We start from the raw sequence: 18,456 nt of genomic DNA on the forward strand, positions 1-18,456 counted from the left end.
TAGTTTTCTTTTTCAGTCAGATTCTAAAAATATGCAACCCTATGTTCTTGTTTTATATTACAGCAAATATGGTTCCACAAGAGAAATGGCACATTTAATTGCCAATGGTGTTGAATCGGCAGGTGTCAGTGTGAAAATCCGGACGGTGCCTGCGGTATTTACATCTGTTGCTGTTGCAGAACCGGGTATTCCTGCCGAAGGTGATATTTACTGTACCCTGGATGATTTACAGAACTGTGCAGGACTGGCATTAGGTTCGCCTACCCGTTTTGGCAATATGGCTGCTGAAATGAAATATTTCTGGGATCAGACCACAAGTCTGTGGCTGAATGGAGCACTGCATAATAAACCAGCCTGTGTATTTACATCTTCAGGCTCCATGCATGGTGGTCAGGAAAGTACGCTGCTGACGATGCTGCCTCCCTTGTTTCATCATGGCATGATGATCATGGGACTGACCAATGCCACTCCGGCACTGTCAAATACGAAAACAGGCGGAACGCCTTATGGTGTATCCCATGTCAGTGGTCCCCGTCATGATATGGACTTAAGTCAGGATGAAAAAATACTTTGTGCTGCGCAGGGTAAGCGTCTTGGGGAAACTGTCAAAAAACTGCTGGCGGTATAAGATTTGAGTTGAAGCAAAAGTCGGGCTGGATTTTTGCTGACAAGGCTCAGGTTTTGCTTTGAAAACGGTGGTTGCAGTTTTTGCACTGGTATTCAAGGAATATGTTTTTATCCACAATAACACCTGCTTTTTTACCAAAGCGGTGCCCGATAAAACCACCTGTAATACCAACGCTGATTGCACCCACAAAGGTGCCGACAGTACCACCGACAATAATTCCCAAAGGACCTGCAACCGTTCCGATAGCAGCTCCAATGGATGCACCGGATGCAGCCCCACCGACAGTTCCTGCTGCAGCACCGGCAGAAGTCAGCAGGACTCCTCCTGCTTTCTGCAGAATCTGTTCATGATTACGTTTTTCTATATTGGATGAACCACATTTAGGACATTGCATGTCTGATTCCATTCTTTGTTGTCAGTATATTCTGTTCAGGCGAACTGAAGATTAATCTGTCAGGTGAACTGACTTGAATTTCAGAAACTTTATTAAGCCTCTGATTGTATACGAAAGATTCATTCTTTGTTTAGCTCTGTTGTAAATACGGCACTGAAAAATGGACATATTATGAATCTGATGTGTGATCATGAGCTGTTGCAACTTAACTCTAAAAAAAAGAGCCGAAGCTCTTTTTTTATGAATCTGATTTTTGATTGACTGACGTGTTTATCAGTTGGATGCAGGCATGTGTGTCTGTACAAACTTCATCAGGTCGGCATTTGCCCAGACAATAGCCTGAGTATGCGATGCATCTTTTACAGGGAGGAAAGCTACATTTGACTTCATGGCAAGCATACGGTCATACAGCCCTTTCGTTACAGGATAAGGCACACTCATATCAAGAGTACCCTGAATAATCAGGATTGGCTTATCAATTCTTTCAGTACCTGGCTGGCTGTCCAGAATGAACTGCTGAACCTGTTTACTGGCTTTGAATTTAGCTTTATCCAGACCTGGATATTCCATAATTCTTCTGGATGGATCTTCGGACAGGAACCTGATGATATCCTCACTGAATTTATTACGGATGCTGTCAGTGTGACCACCATTGACATCCAGACACAGACCATTTTCACCGGTAGAGCCTTCGGCTGTTGCAGCAATATCTCCAGAGCGCGGATCTGCAAAAATTTCGCGATAGTCAAAACGAGGGTCTGAGGCTTTAATACCCACAGCTGCTATTGCAGCATAACTGAGTAATGTGGAATAAGCAGACACAGAAGGGCGTTTGTCGGCTGGTATACCAGCGGCAATTTCCTGTTTCTCTGTATCAATCAGCAGGTCGGGTGCGATATCAAAAATAATTGTATCGAGGCTGGAAGCCGGAGCCCCTGCAACTGCACCTTTGTAGGATTCATCCGCTTTGGCATACTGGGCTGTTCCCAGGGAAGCCTGACCACCCTGTGACTGCCCAACCGACATCCACGCACCATTCAGTTTTGAACCATAGTGATCCTTTGCTGCTTTCATTGCTGAAATTGCAGACATCGCTTCACTTTTCAGGTGCAGATATGGGTGAATGCCTGGAGTCCCCATACCTTCATAGTCTGGTGCCACAATCACATAGCCGGCATTAAGTAAGCCTTTTGCTAACGGGTCTCTGAAGTTTGTTCCCAGGACATTGTTACTTGGTGCACAGAAATCACCTACCCCAAGCGTGCCATGTTCCCATACGACTGTACGGTATCCATCTTTAGGCATTGGTGTTTTAGGAAACATCACAATGGCTGTAGCTTTAGCTGTTTTTCCCTGAACATTAACCATGTTGTAGGTCATGACTTTGATTGAATCCGCTTCAGCCATGCTTTCATGTTTGTATGGAGTTTCAGAGATGAACGTCTGATCAGGTTTGACACCGGTAAAGCTGTCTGAGCCGTCACCGCCACATGCGGTCAGGAAAAGCAGAGAAGAACAGGTCAGTGCTAATAAAGATTTCTTAAATATCGTTTTCATACAACATCCATTACTGTTGAATTTACGTCCTCATCATGAGGACGGAGCAATGAAAACATAAAAGAAATAAACAGGCTATATTAAAACCAGACAGTTGTTTTAATTGACAAATGTATATTTGATTTACTTATCATTATTAAAAAAAACAGTGATTTTAATTTGAATGTTAATGTGAATATACAAGTGAAATATCTGATATTTATGATCCTGTGAAAATCACAGGATCATGTACTTTGTATGGAATATTTTCAGTTTCGCTTTACTGATGCATGAATCATCCAGACCAGATCGCCTGCATGTTCATTCTGCATTGCTTTTTCAGCTGGATTACTTTGTGCAACATGCATGTCAGAAAAATAATGACTCGGCTGTACCGTTTCAGTTTTGCTGAAACCTGCTGTGCTGAAGAAGTGCTGAACCTCATCGGGGGTAACAAAATGAAAGGAGAAAGCACTCCTGGACATCCATTTCAGCAGTTTGCTACAACTCCAGATAATATTTGCCAGTCTGTTTTTTACAGGTTCAGGATAAATATCGGTCAGATAGTGCAGTTCTGGAAATGAACTTCCATATTGTGTCATGGCTTGCAGCAGTTGCTGCAGCATGTCTTTGCTAAAGTAGTTGATCAGTCCTTCACTGATAATCACCAGTGGACGTGACTGATCAAATACTTTAAATGCATTTTCAAAATCAGCAGTGAACAGATCTACTGAAATCACTTCTGGACTGGCGGTATCTATTGTTTTCAGGGCTTCTGTTTTGATACGTGCCATATCGGGCAGGTCAAGCTCACGATAGTTGATTGCAGGGAATTTCTGACGGAAGCTCCAGCCACGCGGAGACAGACCACAGGCGATTTCAAGAACCTGCAGATCAGGATGCTGTTCGATCAACTGAGTCAGGTGTTCATCAATCATGGTATGTCTGAGTTTAAGCGTGGTGCGCATACTGCCACCTACGAATTTTTCCGCCCAGCTTTCCAGTGGATGTACCAGTTTCGCCAGAAACTTGCCTTTGGATGTGGCAAAAGCCGCATGTGAAATGCCCATTTTGTACCAGATATAACCGGTGTAGTGGGCTGTAAATGAAATATGTCTGTGTTCTGAAAGTGGTTGTGTCATGTCGTCCTGACCTTGTTATTCTGGTTTTATGTCTGTTGAATCATCGTATCCTTCCGATGATAAAGAAAAAGGAGCACATTGTCGTGCTCCTTTTACGGTTCAGCTGGAGATGCTTCTGAATTCTGAAACATTATCCCTGATCTGTTTCCATTCATCATCCAGTTCAATGTTCAGACCCGGTACAGATGCCGGAATTTTGCCACGCATACGTTCCAGCCGCTGCTGATCAGGCAGTGCAATATCGCTGATGCCTTCAAGCGCTGTACACTGTGCAGCACGGTCATTACACACAAGCCCCATATCACAGCCAGCATCGAGTGCAGCTTTAAGCCGTGCATCAGCACCTCCTGCAACACAGGCCGCCTGCATACTCAGGTCATCGGAGAACAGTACGCCATTAAATTTCAGCTGCTGGCGTAAAACATTCTGAATCCAGTAGGGTGAAAAGCCTGCTGGATTTGGATCAATCTGATCATAAATGACATGTGCAGGCATGAGGGCATCAAGTTGTGGCATCAGCTGAATAAATGTCTGCATATCTTTTTGGTAAATTTCATCATAACTGCGTGAGTCAATGGCTGCTGCAACATGTGAATCTGCTTTTACTGAACCATGACCAGGAAAGTGTTTTCCTGTTGATGCCATGCCGGCTTTTTTCAGACCTTTCAGAAATGCACCTGCAAGTGTCACAATATCTGCAGGGTTACGGGCAAAACCACGGTCACCGATCACATCACTGATATCATTCAGATCCAGTACAGGAGCAAAACTGAAGTCAATACCGACGGCCAGGACTTCTGTTGCCATTAACCAGCCGCACTGCTCCGAAAGCTCAATGGCTTTTGCCGGTTCAGACTGATAGAGTTCTCCCAGTCGGCCCATAGCTGGCAACAGGGTGAACCCTTGTCTCAGACGCTGGACACGACCACCTTCCTGGTCGACAGCAATCAGAATTTCAGGACGGATGCGGCGCATGTGATCCGTCAGGGCACGAACCTGGGCAGGAGATTCGATGTTTCTGGAAAATAAAATCATGCCACCGACTTGCGGAGCCTGTAATAGTTCAATATCTTCTTGGGTAAGTTCTGTGCCGGCAATATCCAGCATCAATGCGCCAATCATAGGGATGTCCGTATTGGTTTTTTAATCAGGAACTTCTGCTGTTGTTTACTGACAGCAGAAAACCTCGAAACAATACCTGAATTCTGCAATGATTTGCTACATTTTGCCAGTACAGATTATGATAAAACTACACGACATAAACATATTAAGTTGTTTAAGATTTTGAATATGCTCAGTTCTGTTTGAAAAACAACACCGTTATATTGGTTAAATCCAGGGAAGTACAGATTATTTATGAAACTTCAAACCATAGCTTGTGCAGTTGCCATCGCGACTGGTGGCTTCTTTTTTTCCCACGTCATTAATGAAGCTATAGCTGCAAATGATACGACTGCGGTCACAGCAAAAACGATTGTTCCAACTCAGGAGCAGGCTCTGGTTTCACGTCAGCTTGCGACACTGGTTGACCGTCAGCACTATCTGAATATGCGACTGGATGCGGCGACCTCTGCACGTATTCTTGATTTTTACCTGGACAGTCTGGATCCGGAACACACGATTTTTCTTGCACCAGAAGTAGACAGCTATAAGAAAAAATATGGGGCAACATTTGGTGCTGCGCTGAAAGGCGGTGATCTGTCTGGACCTTATGCGATTCATGCTCAGTACCGTGAAAGACTGACTCAGTTCTATCAGTTCATGCTGGATGAACTGAAAAAACCTCAGAATCTGAATCAGTCGAATGTCACGATTGAAACAGACCGTGAAAAAGCACCATTCTTTAAAACAGCTGCTGAACAGCAGAATCAGTGGCGTAAAATGCTGATTTCTCAGCTGATCAATCTCACGATCAGTAAGCAGGAAGAGCAGGCTAAGCAGAAAGCACTGAAAGATAATCCAGAACTTGCCAATGGACAGGATCTTGCTGGACCTGAAGATCTGACACCGGTTCAGACACTGACCAAGCGTTATACCCGTCAGCTTGAGCGCATCAGCCGGATTAAAAGTGATGATGTGCTCGACAAAACACTGAATGCGATGATGCTGACTTATGATCCGCACAGCAACTATTTCCCACCTGTGGATGCAATGGAACTGAACCGTCAGACCACTTTGCAGCTTGAGGGGATTGGGGTATCCATCCGCCCAGAGCGTGGCAATGAAGATTACACCAAAATCGAAACCATAGTTGAAGGTGGACCTGCCGGTAAGACTGGTCAGGTGAAGTCCGGTGACCGCATCATTGGTGTCGCGCAGGATGGCGATAAAATGGTGGATGTGATTGGATGGCCGAGCAATGAAATTGTAGGTCTGATCCGTGGTAAACGTGGAACCAAAGTGACTGTCCGTCTGCTTGGACCAGGTGCTGCGATGAATCAGGCACGCAATGTCACTATTGTCCGTGATGTGATTCAGGAAGAAGATGCCGGTGTGCGTTCACGTACCGTAGAACTGACCCGTGATGGCAAAAAGCATACGCTGGGTGTGATTGAAATTCCGTCGTTCTATCTGAACTATCGTGCCCGCCGTGCAGGAACTGAATACCGTTCTGTTGCTGTGGACACCAACAATGCACTGAAAAGTCTTGCAGCTAAAAATGTAGACGGCATTATCATTGACCTGAGAAACAACCCAGGCGGTTCACTTGAAGAAGTGGCACGTATGCTGGGGCAGGTTGTGAAATCCGGTCCTGTGGTTCAGATCCGTGATGGCAATGGCAATGTCAGCGTTTTTGAAGATGAAGATGGTGGAGCACAGACTTACGCCGGTCCATTGGCGGTCATGATTAATCTGGCTTCAGCCTCTGCCAGTGAAATTTATTCTGCTGCGATTCAGGACTATGAGCGTGGTATCGTGATTGGAAGTACCACCACAGGTAAAGGGACAGCTCAGGTGCAGCTGGATTCACTTGCCTATGGTCAGGCGACTTTGACTCAGCGTAAGTTCTATCGGATTACAGGTGGAAGTACGCAGAACAAAGGTGTAGTTCCTGATGTACAGCTGGTGGATATTTACAATGAAGAATTTGGTGAGCGTAAAGCCAAAAATGCCTTGAAATGGGACACTATCCCAACCGCACCGTTTAAACGTGAAGGCTCGATTAAACCGTATCTGCCTCAACTGAACCAGCTGTCTCAGCAGCGTGTTGCAGCTGATCCGCAGTTTAAATATCTTGAACAGCGTAAGCAGATTGCGAAATCGACTGACGATAAAAAGACGGCAGTGCTAGACCTGGAGCAGCGGAAAGCAGAGCTGATAGCCCTGGAGCAGAAAACCCTGACTGCTGAAAATCAGCGCCGTCAGGCAACGGGTTTAAAACCTTATGCCAACTGGGAAAGCTATCAGGCATCGATTGATGCACTTGCGGAAAGCAGAGCGAAAATGAAAGCAGCACAGCGTCCGCCTTTACCGGAAGATGAAGCATTTGTCATTGAAGCGGCAAATACACTGCTTGATTATTCGAAGCTACAGGCACCCGCTGCAAAATAAACAGCAACATTCAGACAGTCAGGTTTACCTGGCTGTTTTTTTTGTGGTCTGAATTGTTACAGGGAAAAGACATATTGTGCTTTTTTTGAGAAATATTTCAGCAATTTAATTGATGAATTGTAGTTTTGATACTTGACCTGATTCCAATTGTATTGGATTCTAGATTGAGTAGGTTCGAAGTTCCAGCCTGTTGAAGATAGATGTGAAAGATTTAAGATTAATCCATATTGAGTTTGGCAATAACAACAAATATAACCTGTACGGAAGCTTTGTATGGTTCATGTACATTATGATATAGGCCTTGTCCTGGGTTCTGTCGCTGTCGCAATACTGACCTGCTATCTGGCGGTGTCAGTGGAACAGTTACTTTTTTGGGGAAACCGAAAAAAATACGAAAAACTCATCCTGATCGGGTGTGGGGCTTTACTGGGTGCTGCCATCTGGAGCATGCATTTTGTAGGGATGCTCGCATGTCATTTACCATCCACCTATCATCTTGATTATCCGCTGACTTTTGTCTCCTATGTCATTGCATTCATTGCATCGACCTTTGCCGTCTGGCTGACAGCAAGACCGACTTTGCCTTTGCCAAGATTGATTCTCGGTGCAGTGCTGATGGGACTGGGTATTTCAGGGATGCACTATACCGGCATGATGGGACTGATCCTGGATGATTATAAAATTTACCATGATCCATTGATTGTTGTATTTTCCATTCTGATTGCCATCAGCGGTTCAGGACTGACCTTCTGGCTGACTTTTAAATATAAAAATTCTGTAAAACGCTTAAAAACACTGAAGTTCATGATTGCCTCCATGATGGCGCTCAGTATCGTGGGTATGCACTACACAGGCATGTCCGCAGTCATGTTCTATCCTGATAATGGTTTGATGGTTGAACCATTTAAGGCAGGTCAGGGCATTATCCTGTTTACGATTATTTTCATTACCAGCCTGGTTCTGGTGGCAGCATTCAGCGTGGCTGTACTGGAACAACGCCTGGAAGAGCGCAACAAGCAGCTTTCCAAAGCCAACCGTGAGCTGGCAAATCAGGCAATACAGGACAGTCTGACCCGTTTACCCAACCGTATGTATCTGTCCGAATATTCACATTTTCTTTTTGTGGATCATCGTCAGAAAAATACCAAAGTGGCATTTCTGTATATAGATCTGGATCGCTTTAAAGCGGTGAATGATGTGTTTGGGCATCATATTGGTGATCAGTTACTGATTCAGCTGGCAACACGTATTCATCGTGGGCTGAATGACAAAGAAAAACTGCTGCGCATTGGTGGAGATGAGTTTTTACTGGTTGTGGAAGATGCAACGGTGGATTATGCAATGCAGCTGGCTGAAAAAACACTGGATCTGATTCAGGAAAGTTTTCAGGTGGCTGGCAAGGATATTAATGTCTCAGCGAGCATTGGCATCTCCATGTATCCTGATCATGGCAATAACTTACAGGATCTGCTGATCAATGCAGATGCTGCGATGCTGACCTCCAAATATCAGGGACGCAATACGTTCTCTGTATTCAGTTATTCCTATGACCAGCAGGAAGCCCGCAGCCAGACCCGATTGATCAATGATCTGTATAAAGCTGTGGATGAACAGCAGTTTGTTATGTTTTATCAGCCTAAATTTAAAACGGGTACTTATGATATCTGTGGTGTAGAGTCGTTGATCAGATGGAAGCACCCAGGTCTGGGACTGCTGACACCGGGCATGTTCATTAAAGGGGCAGAAAAAACTGGACTGATTATTCCAATGGGTTACTGGGCGCTTGAACAGGCGTGCAAGCAGATTCAGCAGTGGGAAAAAAGCGGTTCAGATTTTTTCCCTGTTGCAGTCAATCTTTCTGCCGTTCAGTTTGAACATAAACATCTGTTCAGTACATTGGAAATGCTGTTTGAGCGGTATGAAATTAACCCTGGGCATCTGATGATTGAAATCACTGAGTCAACGGCGATGCATCATATTGACTCAAGTATCCGCAGTTTTGAACACCTGAGAAAGATGGGCATTAAACTTGCGATTGATGATTTTGGAACAGGGCATTCGAGCTTTCTGTATCTGAAAAATCTGCCTGTGGATGAACTGAAGATCGACCGCGGATTTATTCAGGATCTGGCGACAGGTTCAAAAGATGAACTGATTCTTGAAAGTATTATTCAGCTGGCAATCAAACTGGGTCTGACAGTGACTGCTGAGGGTGTGGAGAGTCCATTACAGGCAGAAATTCTGACCAGACTGGGGTGCCAGCAGTTACAGGGATATTTACTGGGCATACCTGTGGAAGTGGAACGACTGGAAGCAATGGAGTTCCGTACCCTGACAACATAAATACCTGAACGGTAAAACCCTGGGTTTAAAAGTAATTCAAAGCGGTCTGAACAGTTTCAGATCGCTTTTTTTCTGACAGATAGAGTGTGGACGCAGGCTGTAGATAAGAATAAAGAGCAGATGGCATCAAAATTAAGCCAGTTCAACAATCGTAAAATTATTTTCTAAATCTGCTACAATTACGCCAATTTTGAATTTCCTTTTTTTCAGTTTAAGTACATGTTTTCCGATGTGTACATAACTGTGTATACATTGCAGATTTTTTATATGTTTAAAGACGAATTGGCGGCACAGGTCGCACAGCGACGTACTTTCGCTATTATTTCCCACCCCGATGCCGGTAAAACCACCATGACAGAAAAACTGCTGTTATGGGGTAAGGCAATTCAGGTGGCTGGGATGGTTAAAAGCCGTAAGTCAGACCGTGGGGCGACCTCCGACTGGATGGAAATGGAAAAGGAGCGGGGTATTTCCATTACCACATCCGTGATGCAGTTCCCTTATAAAAATCATGTGATCAATCTGCTGGATACACCGGGACACGAAGATTTCTCGGAAGACACCTACCGTACTCTGACTGCTGTTGATTCAGCACTGATGGTGATTGATGGTGCGAAAGGGGTCGAGGAACGAACCATCAAACTGATGGAAGTGTGTCGTATGCGTGACACCCCAATCATTTCTTTTGTCAACAAGATGGACCGTGAAATCCGTGAGCCACTTGAACTGCTTGATGAAATTGAAAATGTTCTGAAAATTCAGTGTGTGCCACTGACATGGCCTATGGGAACAGGGCGTGATTTTGCAGGGGTGTATAACCTGCTTGAAAACAAATTCTATGTGTATAAAGCCGGTTTTGGTTCAACCATTACTGATATTGAAGTCCGTGATGGTTATGATCATGCGGATCTGCGTGATAAGGTTGGTGAACTGGCATTTGCAGCATTTGAAGAGTCGCTGGAACTGGTACAGATGGCAAATGAACCATTGAATGCAGAGGAGTTCCTTGCAGGAAGACAGACTCCGGTACTGTTTGGTACTGCACTGGGTAACTTTGCTGTGGATCATGTTCTGAATACGTTTATTCAGTGGGCGCCACAACCGAAAGCACATCCGACTCATGAGCGTGCGGTTGAAGCAACAGAGGAAGGTTTCTCAGGTTTCGTATTTAAAATCCAGGCGAATATGGATCCAAAACACCGTGACCGGATCGCATTTATGCGGATCTGTTCAGGGAAATATGAAAAAGGACTGAAAATGAATCATGTCCGCTTAGGAAAAGATGTCCGCATCAGTGATGCACTGACTTTCCTGGCGGGTGAGCGTGAGCAGCTGGAAGAAGCATGGCCTGGAGACATTATTGGCCTGCATAACCACGGCACAATCCAGATTGGGGATACATTCACTTCTGGTGAAAACCTGCATTTTACAGGGATTCCTCACTTTGCTCCTGAAATGTTCCGCCGTGTACGTCTGAAAGATCCATTGAAGTCCAAGCAGCTGCAGAAAGGTCTGAAAGAGCTTTCTGAAGAAGGCGCGACTCAGGTCTTCATGCCTCAGATCAATAATGACCTGATCGTTGGTGCAGTTGGTGTGCTTCAGTTTGATGTGGTGGCATACCGTCTGAAAGAAGAATACAAAGTGGACTGTGTTTACGAGCCTGTAAATATCAATACCGTGCGCTGGGTTTCCTGTGATGATGAAAAGAAATTCAATGAATTTAAGAAAAAAGCACATGACCAGTTGTCAATTGATGGCGGTGGTCATCTGACTTATCTTGCGCCAAGCCGTGTCAATCTACAGCTGATGCAGGAGCGTTATCCTGATATTCAGTTCCGTGCTACACGCGAACATTAAAGAATTGTTACTTAAAGATAAAACAGCTTCCCGTGGAAGCTGTTTTACTATGTAAATCCCTGAAGCTGTAATTTAATGAAGAGTTTTGTCCATGAAATGGAATGTGTCTTTCTGTTCGGTTCTGATCATCAGTCTGATTTCACTCAGTGGATGTGACTCATCTGGAAAAGATGGTCAGAAAAATACAGCGGTAAAGGATGAAGTTCAGCAGGACAAGGCTGAGGTACTGCCTTATCTGAATATACAGGAACAGCCTGCACAGATTGCCTTGCCATTCTGTGAGAGTAAGAACTGTATTGATATTGATATTCAGACGGTTAAAACTCAGGACAGTTGGCTGAATGAGTGGATTGCAAAAAATCAGGCAACCGTCATTCAGAATCAGATTGGTTTAAAACAGAGTATGACGTTACAGCAGGCAGTAAATGCCTATGTTAAAAAGTCAGATACCTGGCAGAATGAGTTTTCTGCAAATAAACCTTATGCCCTGAACATGTATACACGGGTTGCCTATCAGCGTAATCAGTATCTGCTGTTGCAGCTGGGGGTGGATACGCAACAGGAAGATATTAAAGTGAAAGAGCGCTATTACTTTTTTGTTGCAGACCGAAAAAATAAAAAGAGCGTGACTTTGCTGGAAAGCATTAAACCTGAACAGCAGACAGCACTGAATACTTATATTCAGACGGCATATCAGAAATGGTTAAAAGAACAGAAAGCAGATATCAGAAAAGAAGCACCTGCCAAACTGTACTGGGGGCAATCAGACTGGTTTTTTGATCAGGAAGGACTGGGACTGCATTTCAGGACCAGTGAAATTGTAAAAGATGGGACTCAGCTTGATATTTACTTAACGAAAGCACAAACTCAACAAGTATTAAAAGCTGATGTTTATCAAAATATGTTTTAGTCAACAGCTTCAGTTCATATCTGCACAGCAGGTGTGTTCAGTTTTAAAATAACAGGTCAGATCAATGTTAAAGAACAGAATAAAATGGACAGTCAGTGTACTTGCAACTGCAATGGCACTGAGTGCATGTCAGCCTAAGCAGAAAGAACCGGAACAGCCACAGGCTGCTTCTGCTGCCGTTGTTGAAAACGATGCGCTGAAGCTGAAAGGGGACACTGAAAAGCTTGCACTGAATTTACCTGAGTGTGATGGTAACAGCTGTCCGGAAGTTTCAGTTGAACGCTTAAGCACGAATCAGCCTTTTATTGATGAACTGATTGACCGTGAAATTCTGAAACAGTTAAATCAGATTCTGGATGTGGCTCCTGAGGAAGCGGTCAAAGCAGAACAGCGCACAGCTGCATCCGAGTCATTGCCTGCATCTCAGGCAGAAGCAAAGATGCCTTTGCCTAAGCAGCAGCTTGAACAGCAGTTAAAACCTTTTGTCGCAGCATTGCTCAGTATGGACAGTGAACTGAAACAGCTGAGTTCAAGTCATCAGATCAGTGTGATGGTTAAGCCTAAAATTCTGAATTCTGAAGGCGCACTGGTGACGGTTGTACTGAACAGCAGCAGTTATCTGGGTGGAGCACATGGTTCTTCAGCGCAGCAGTATTATAATTTTGATCTGGAAAAGAAAAAACTGATTCCACTGGGTCAGGTGTTACAGGCCGGCAAGCAACCTGCACTGGATAAGCTGGCGCATGAAGCATTTAAGCTCTGGGTTGTAGACTCGAAACTGGCTGGCAGTGTCGATGAATATGAGCAGGCATGGAAATTTAAACTGTCTGAAAACTATTATCTGGGCAAGGATGGACTGATTCTGCAGTATGCAGAATATGAAATTGGACCTTATGTGGTTGGACTTCCGCGTCTGACTATTCCATACAATCAGTTACAGGGCATTCTGAAAAAAGAATATTTACCTGCCAGTGAGCAGCTGGCTTCCGAGCCAAAGATTGAAAAAGCACAATCTTAATGAAAATCCAGCTGTTTGATACGCATACGCATTTTGATGTTCCTGACTTTGATTCAGATCGGGAACAGCTGGCGTATGCGGCAAAACAGGTGGGCGTGGAAAAACTGATTCTAATCGGTTTTTTACAGCAGCGTTTTCAGGATATGCTCAATACGCATCATTTTCTGAATGGGTTAAATGAAGCTCCTCAGAGTTTACTGGCACCTGGTCTGCATCCTTTTTATATTGAACAGCACAGTGCTGAACATTTAAGTTGGCTTGAACAGTTGTTACAGACAGAAGACTGTGTTGCCATTGGGGAAATCGGACTGGATACTTTTTTGCCAGAACATAAAGAACCTGTGGTACTGAAAAAGCAGAAAGATTTTTTTTCTGCACAGCTGGAGATGGCTGAACAGTACAGTAAGCCTGTGTTACTGCATATCCGAAAGTCCCATGCAGATGTACTCGTACTGTTGAAAAAGCATCATTTTAAAAATGGTGGAATTGCACATGCTTTCAGCGGTGGCGTGGAGGAAGCGAAAGCATTTATACGGGCTGGATTTAAAATTGGTGTAACGGGGCAGATCACCAATCCCAATGCCAGAAAACTGCATACGGTGGTACAGGCGGTGGGGGCAGAGCACCTGGTGCTGGAAACAGACTGTCCGGATATGACACCCTTATGCTGCCAGCGTTCAGATCAACATCGAACCCGTAATACGCCTGCCAACTTACCCTTTGTACTGGATGGACTGGCGCAAAGCCTTCAGATGGATCGTGAACAGCTTGCGTATAAATTATGGGAAAATTCTCATAATGTGCTGAATCTTAAAATATAAAAATAAAGCTGTGACAGTTTACCAATCAATAATATTTTTAGATCAGAATTTAGCCTAAATTAGAATCTGTAAATCATCATAATACCAAAAACAGGTTCGGTCAGCCGGAGGAAAACCCTATGGCAAAGTACAGTGAGATCAACAGTTTTAATGCCTTAAAAACCCTGAATGTCGGTGCGGAAAGTTATCAGATTTTCAGTCTGAAACAGGCACAGCACACACTGGGCGATATTTCGAAGCTACCCAAATCCTTAAAAGTTTTACTGGAAAACTTACTCCGTTTTGAAGATCAGATGACCGTAAAAACCTCAGATATACAGTCTGTGGTGGCATGGCAGAACACCCGCAGTTCTGATCAGGAAATTCAGTACCGTCCAGCCCGGGTACTGATGCAGGACTTTACTGGTGTTCCTGCGGTAGTGGATCTTGCAGCCATGCGCGCAGCAGTGGCAAATGCTGGAGCAGACCCTGAAAAAATCAATCCACTGTCGCCAGTGGATCTGGTGATTGACCACTCTGTGATGGTTGACCACTTTGCCAGTTCACGTGCATTTTCTGAAAATGTGGATATTGAAATGCAGCGGAATGGGGAGCGTTATCAGTTTTTACGCTGGGGACAGTCTGCATTTGACAATTTCAGTGTTGTTCCGCCTGGAACGGGGATATGTCATCAGGTCAATCTCGAATATCTTGCTCAGACTGTATGACTGGGAAAAAGTCAGGGACAGCACTTTGCATTTCCAGATACCCTGGTGGGGACAGACTCACATACCACCATGATTAACGGACTGGGTGTTCTGGGGTGGGGTGTCGGAGGGATTGAAGCGGAAGCCGCCATGCTGGGGCAACCTGTATCCATGCTTATCCCTGAAGTGATTGGTTTCAGGCTGACCGGTAAGCTCAATGAAGGGATCACAGCGACCGACCTTGTACTGACCATTACCCAGATGCTGCGTCAGAAAGGTGTGGTTGGAAAATTTGTAGAATTTTATGGGGATGGGCTGGCAGATTTACCGCTTGCAGACCGTGCAACCATTGCCAATATGGCACCTGAATATGGGGCAACCTGTGGCTTTTTTCCAGTGGATGATGTCACGCTTGGCTATATGAGACTGACAGGTCGCAAAGCAGAGCGGATTGCACTGGTGGAAGCCTACTGTAAAGAGCAGGGCTTGTGGCGTCATCAGGGAGATGAACCGGTATTTACCGATACACTGAGCCTGGATATGGGCAGTGTTCAGGCCAGTGTGGCTGGGCCGAAACGCCCACAGGACAAAGTGCTGCTTGCCGATGTACCGGCAACATTCAGTCAGTTGATGGAACTGAGTTTAAAACCTGCCAGAGAAGAAAAGGCACGGCTTGAAAATGAAGGTGGAGGAACGGCTGTAGATGTGAAAAAAGCCAGTCTTCCGAATCAGCAGGACAGCAGTTTCTGTGTGATTGATGGTAAGCGTTATCCGCTGGTTCATGGTGACGTGGTCATTTCCGCAATCACATCATGTACCAATACATCCAATCCAAGTGTTATGCTGGCAGCGGGCTTGCTTGCAAAAAAAGCGGTGGAGAAAGGATTGCACCGTAAACCCTGGGTCAAAAGCTCACTGGCACCTGGTTCAAAAGTGGTGACGGATTATCTGAATGCAGCAGGACTGACCAGTTATCTCGATCAGTTGGGTTATAACCTGGTCGGTTATGGCTGTACAACCTGTATTGGTAACTCAGGACCTTTGCCTGCCCCGATTGAGGAAGCGATTACCTGTTATGACCTGAATGTTGCATCGGTACTTTCGGGTAACCGTAATTTTGAGGGACGGGTGCATCCATTGGTCAAAACCAACTGGCTGGCATCGCCACCATTGGTGATTGCCTACGGACTTGCAGGAAATATCCGTACAGATCTGACCACACAGCCTATTGGTGAAGGTACTGACGGGCGGGTGGTCTATCTGAAAGATATCTGGCCATCTCAGGCTGAAATTGATGAGGTACTGCAAAAGGTCAATACAGAAATGTTCCATAAGGAATATGCGGCAGTATTTGAGGGGGATGAAAACTGGAAATCCATTCAGATTCCTCAGAGCCAGACTTACAGCTGGGATCAGGACTCAACCTATATCCGTCATCCACCTTTCTTTGAGGGAATAGACCGTCCTGCTGCACCTGTACAGAATATTGAGTTCGCCCGTATCCTGGCGGTACTGGGGGATTCAGTCACCACAGACCATATATCGCCAGCGGGAAATATTAAGCAGGACAGTCCGGCAGGCAGGTATTTACAGGATCATGGTGTTGCACCGAAAGACTTTAACTCCTACGGTTCACGCCGTGGTAATCATGAAGTCATGATGCGGGGAACTTTTGCCAATATCAGGATTAAAAATGAAATGCTCGGTGGTGAGGAAGGGGGTAATACGCTTTATATTCCTGATGGGCAGAAGATGTCCATTTATGATGCTGCCATGCTGTATAAGCAGGACAGAACGCCACTGGTGATTATTGCGGGCAAGGAATATGGCACAGGGTCATCCCGTGACTGGGCTGCCAAAGGAACAAACCTGCTGGGAGTAAAAGCTGTGATTGCGGAAAGTTTTGAACGCATTCACCGTTCAAACCTCGTGGGGATGGGCGTTTTTCCATTGCAGTTTGTGGATGGGCAAACCCGACAGAGCCTGAATCTGACTGGAACGGAAACATTATCCATTCTGGGCATTTCCTCCGAAATTCATCCGCATCAGCATTTCAGTGTGGAAGCCAGACGGGCAGATGGTTCGGTCGAGTATTTTAACGTTCTTTGCCGTATTGATACCCTGAATGAAGTGGAATATTTCAAAGCCGGCGGGATTCTGCATTATGTACTGCGTAATCTGATTACGGCTTAATGCTGAAAAACACTGTCAAAGATGAAAGCTCTGCTTTCATCTTTTTTTATGTATATCTGTCCGATGTACGTTAATGTATTTAAGCCCGATTGAGCTGGAAGCCTGTTTTGAAAAAATTACCGCTTTATGTCTATTACCTGCTGATTGCTCAGGCATTTAATTTAATTGCAGCAGTACTGTCCGTTACTGTTGCTGCCATTGTCGGTTTAAAACTTGCACCGAGTCAGGCGCTGGCGACCACGCCTTATGGCTTGCAGTTCCTTGCCATGCTGCTGACCACTTTTATTTTTTCTGGTTTAATGAAGAAAATGGGTCGCCATACTGTTTTTCAGTTTGGCTGTCTCTGTCTTTTTTCTGCAGGATTGACCGGATTTTTTGCACTTCAGTATGAACATTTTTATTTACTGTGTCTGAGCCATTTTTTGCTGGGACTGTTTATTTCTACGGCAAATTTTTACCGTTTCGCAGCTTCTGACCGTCTTGAGGCAAGCCTGATTCCAAAAGCAACCGCAATGGTTATTTCTGGTGGTGTGATTGCAGCAATCGTAGCTCCGGTACTGGCTATTCAGTTTCAGCAAGTGCATGGCTTACCTGATTTTACGGCCATTTATCTGATATTCAGTGGACTGGCTTTACTGCTTTCACCTGTTCTGTATGTATGGAATCAGAAATTTAAAGTACAGCAGATACCTCAGATCAGTTCTGAGTCATCAGTACAGCCTGGATTATCTGTCAGTCTGATACTGGTTGCGGTCATCAGTGGTGCATTCGCATTTTATATTATGAATGTGATGATGATTATGTCTTCCCTGCATTTAAAGGAACATCATTCATTTCAGTACGCTTCGGTTTCCATTCAGCTGCATGTACTTGCAATGTTCATCCCTTCATTTTTTGTGTCCAGACTGATACAGCGCTGGGGTACACAGTCTGTGATTTATAGCGGTTTTATTCTGCTGATGCTGTCATCACTGATCCCTGCATTTACTCAGGCGAGTCTGTATATCAATATTTCTTTGATTGTGCTGGGTGTGGGGTGGAATTTTGCGTATTCAGGTGCATCGACGCTTATTGCAGGTTTAAATGAACAGCAGAAGCATCGTATACAGGGACTGAATGAAACAGTGATTGCACTGTTTGCAACACTGGGGGCATTTTTACCTGCACCAATCCTGATTGCATTTGGATGGAAAAATGCAAACCTGTTGGCGTTGTCCATCTGTGTGATTGTTTTTATGATTCTGATTTTTTTAAACCGGAAGATGAAGCAGGGAACAGAAGCAGTATCTTCCTGAAATAAGGGATAGCGCGCTAAGTTTTCAGTAGTTCAGGGATCTGGTTTTATTTCTCATTCTTAGTATGTATTTTTGCTAAAA

General features: G+C 44.7%; 12 protein-coding genes and 1 pseudogene. 9 read left to right on the forward strand and 4 right to left on the reverse strand.

Translation table 11 applies throughout. The annotated features are described in order from the left end of the window. Positions 1-31: 31 nt before the first annotated feature. Positions 32-628 (forward strand): NAD(P)H:quinone oxidoreductase, encoded by a 597-nt coding sequence (wrbA, locus tag CDG60_RS03370; protein ID WP_087513731.1) that lies wholly within the window; start codon positions 32-34, stop codon positions 626-628. A 46-nt stretch (positions 629-674) separates the two neighbouring features. On the opposite strand, the gene CDG60_RS03375 is transcribed toward wrbA, so the two are convergent. The 4 genes from CDG60_RS03375 to nagZ all read right to left on the reverse strand — a co-directional run bounded on the left by CDG60_RS03375 (position 675) and on the right by nagZ (position 4,822). Continuing rightward, the gene (locus CDG60_RS03375; protein WP_087513732.1) at positions 675-1,034 is read right to left on the reverse strand and encodes a hypothetical protein; all 360 of its coding nucleotides are present in this window, start codon (positions 1,032-1,034) and stop codon (positions 675-677) included. Positions 1,035-1,295: 261 nt separating this feature from the next. Then, positions 1,296-2,579, reverse strand: a complete 1,284-nt coding sequence (locus CDG60_RS03380; RefSeq protein ID WP_087513733.1) for an alpha/beta hydrolase family protein — start codon at positions 2,577-2,579, stop codon at positions 1,296-1,298. 248 nt (positions 2,580-2,827) lie between these two features. Continuing rightward, a complete protein-coding gene (locus CDG60_RS03385; RefSeq protein ID WP_087513734.1) occupies positions 2,828-3,700 on the reverse strand; it encodes a class I SAM-dependent methyltransferase in 873 nt (290 codons plus the stop codon). A gap of 99 nt (positions 3,701-3,799) precedes the next feature. After that, entirely contained in the window at positions 3,800-4,822 is a 1,023-nt protein-coding gene (gene nagZ, locus CDG60_RS03390) for a beta-N-acetylhexosaminidase (RefSeq protein WP_087513735.1), read from the reverse strand. 234 nt (positions 4,823-5,056) lie between these two features. On the opposite strand from nagZ, the gene CDG60_RS03395 reads away from it, so the two are divergent. The 8 genes and pseudogenes from CDG60_RS03395 to CDG60_RS03430 all read left to right on the forward strand — a co-directional run bounded on the left by CDG60_RS03395 (position 5,057) and on the right by CDG60_RS03430 (position 18,375). Then, positions 5,057-7,252 carry a carboxy terminal-processing peptidase gene (locus tag CDG60_RS03395; protein WP_087513736.1) on the forward strand — a complete coding sequence of 732 codons (2,196 nt, stop codon included), beginning with the start codon at positions 5,057-5,059 and terminating at the stop codon, positions 7,250-7,252. A 273-nt stretch (positions 7,253-7,525) separates the two neighbouring features. Next, complete coding sequence (locus CDG60_RS03400; RefSeq protein WP_087513737.1) at positions 7,526-9,595, forward strand: bifunctional diguanylate cyclase/phosphodiesterase; 2,070 nt, start codon at positions 7,526-7,528, stop codon at positions 9,593-9,595. A 267-nt stretch (positions 9,596-9,862) separates the two neighbouring features. Next, positions 9,863-11,452, forward strand: a complete 1,590-nt coding sequence (locus tag CDG60_RS03405) for a peptide chain release factor 3 (protein WP_087513754.1) — start codon at positions 9,863-9,865, stop codon at positions 11,450-11,452. Between the two features lie 91 nt (positions 11,453-11,543). Next, on the forward strand, positions 11,544-12,362 hold the full coding sequence (locus CDG60_RS03410) for a hypothetical protein (protein ID WP_087513738.1): 819 nt from the start codon (positions 11,544-11,546) through the stop codon (positions 12,360-12,362). A gap of 64 nt (positions 12,363-12,426) precedes the next feature. Further along, the gene (locus CDG60_RS03415) at positions 12,427-13,380 is read left to right on the forward strand and encodes an RsiV family protein (protein WP_087513739.1); all 954 of its coding nucleotides are present in this window, start codon (positions 12,427-12,429) and stop codon (positions 13,378-13,380) included. Continuing rightward, positions 13,380-14,201, forward strand: a complete 822-nt coding sequence (locus CDG60_RS03420; protein ID WP_087513740.1) for a TatD family hydrolase — start codon at positions 13,380-13,382, stop codon at positions 14,199-14,201. Before CDG60_RS03415 ends, CDG60_RS03420 begins: the two co-directional genes overlap by 1 nt. 119 nt (positions 14,202-14,320) lie before the next feature. Next, positions 14,321-17,080 (forward strand): annotated as a pseudogene (acnA, locus tag CDG60_RS03425) (aconitate hydratase AcnA). A 107-nt stretch (positions 17,081-17,187) separates the two neighbouring features. Beyond that, entirely contained in the window at positions 17,188-18,375 is a 1,188-nt protein-coding gene (locus tag CDG60_RS03430; protein ID WP_087513741.1) for an MFS transporter, read from the forward strand. Positions 18,376-18,456 lie beyond the last annotated feature (81 nt).

This window comes from Acinetobacter chinensis, from assembly GCF_002165375.2.
Lineage (GTDB): Bacteria > Pseudomonadota > Gammaproteobacteria > Pseudomonadales > Moraxellaceae > Acinetobacter > Acinetobacter chinensis.